Origin of the sequence: Mesorhizobium sp. M4A.F.Ca.ET.020.02.1.1 (assembly GCF_004022645.1) — a bacterium.
In the GTDB taxonomy this organism is placed as follows: domain Bacteria; phylum Pseudomonadota; class Alphaproteobacteria; order Rhizobiales; family Rhizobiaceae; genus Mesorhizobium.
Genome location: NZ_RZOI01001020.1, coordinates 1 through 1,644, shown reverse-complemented (window position 1 = coordinate 1,644; position 1,644 = coordinate 1). Strand labels below are relative to the sequence as shown.

The window sequence follows — 1,644 nt, the reverse complement described above, 5'->3', positions numbered from 1 at the left end:
CGGCCGCTTGGCGGCGGCCTCGCGGTGCATGTCGAACAGGATGCCGGACGGCACATTGTAGGCCTCGACCGAATTGTCGCCGATCATCTTCCAGATCTGCGGCGGCTCGGCGGATGACGGGCCGGAAGGGTAGGAGCCGCAAAGCGTGCGCTTCAACAGGCCGGGTTTCGCCAGATGATCGATGCCCTTGATGCCGTACATGTCGCCGGCGGCGATGGGGTGCAACGTGGTGATGGCCTTCGGGTGGCCTTCGGCGTCGAAGCGCTCGCCGATCGCGGCAAGCACTGCGTCCGGGCAGCCGAGGCCGCTCGACGACGACACCGATACGACCATACGGTCCTTGATCAGGCTTGCAGCCTGCGCCGCGGAAATGACCTTGCTCACGCCGCGCTCCCGAGTTTCGGATCGATGGTGACGGCCTTGCCCGATTTGGCCGATTGCAGCGCGGCTTCAGCCGCGGCCAGCGACCAAACACCGTCCTCGCCGGTGGCGGAAGGCCGGCCTTCGTCGCGGATCGCGGCATGGAACTGGCGCAGCGAGCGCGTGTAGAGGTCCTCGCGGTCGAAGCTCAGCTCTTCCTCGCCGGCGCCCGTGCGCAAGAGCACCGAGCCGACCGGCTTCTGGGTCATGACATTGTTGGCGAACAGCGAACCTTCGGAGCCGTGCACCTCGAAGCCAGTGCCGGCGAATTTCGTCGTGAAGCCCTCATGCGACTGGGCAATGACACCTGATTTGAAGCGCCAGATGCACATGGCGCCGTCCTCCAGCCCGCTGCCGGCCATGCCTGCGGCTTGCGTGAAAGCGGAAATCTCGATCGGATCGTCGCCGAGCACGAAGCGCAGCGTGTCGGCATCGTGAACGGTGATGTCGAGCACCACGCCGCCGCCAGCTTCGGGCTTGCTGATGCGCCAGCCCTGCAGGTTTTCCGGCAGGTAGACGGAATGGAAGACGCGCGCGGCGATTGGCTTGCCGATCCTGCCGGCGGCGATCGCCTCGCGCATGGCGCGATGCGCGCCCGCATTGCGCAGATGATGGTTGGTGCCGAGCACGACGCCGGCAGCGTTGGCGGCCGCGACCATCGTCCTCGCATCGGCGCTGGTCAGCGCCAGCGGCTTTTCGCACAGCACATGCTTGCCCGCCTCGATCGTGGCAAGCGCTTGTTCGAGATGCAGCTCGTTGGTGGTCGAGATGTAGACGGCGTCGACGCCGGCGCCGAGCAGATCGGCGAGTGTCGAGACGCCGCGCGGAATGCCGTTCTCGCCGGCATAGGCGTTGGCGCGCTCGGGGCTGGAGCTCATCACCGCAACCACCTCGCCCTCGCGTTGCGCGCGGATGGCGTTGATCATGAACTGTTTGGCGATCGTGCTGGCGCCGATCAGTCCCCATCGGACGGTCATGCCGCGTCTCCCATTCCCGAGCGATCCGGCCCGCAGCTTTCCCTGACCACCAGGTTGACCGCGCCGATGTGGTCCTCGGCGCGGGTGGTGCGCGACTGGATCATCTTCAGCATGGCATGGGCGGCGCGCTCGCCGAGACCGGCCGCATCGACCGCGACGCTGGTCAGCGCGGGCATGTAGTGTTCGGCCTCGGTCACGTCGTCGAAGCCGACGACGGCAAAATCCGCGCCGGGCTCCAGTCCGTGCT

At 66.9% G+C, this 1,644-nt stretch carries 2 protein-coding genes and 1 pseudogene; all 3 read right to left on the bottom strand.

Annotated features, from left to right (window positions below; genetic code table 11):
- Positions 1-384, bottom strand: a pseudogene (locus EN742_RS34345) (acyl CoA:acetate/3-ketoacid CoA transferase); the annotation flags it as partial.
- Complete coding sequence (locus tag EN742_RS34340; protein ID WP_127404954.1) at positions 381-1,397, bottom strand: Gfo/Idh/MocA family oxidoreductase; 1,017 nt, start codon at positions 1,395-1,397, stop codon at positions 381-383. The pseudogene EN742_RS34345 and the gene EN742_RS34340, both read right to left, overlap by 4 nt.
- Positions 1,394-1,644, bottom strand: a 251-nt coding sequence (locus tag EN742_RS34335; protein WP_189375721.1) for a substrate-binding domain-containing protein, incomplete at its 5' end; no start/stop codon positions are given. The genes EN742_RS34340 and EN742_RS34335, both read right to left, overlap by 4 nt.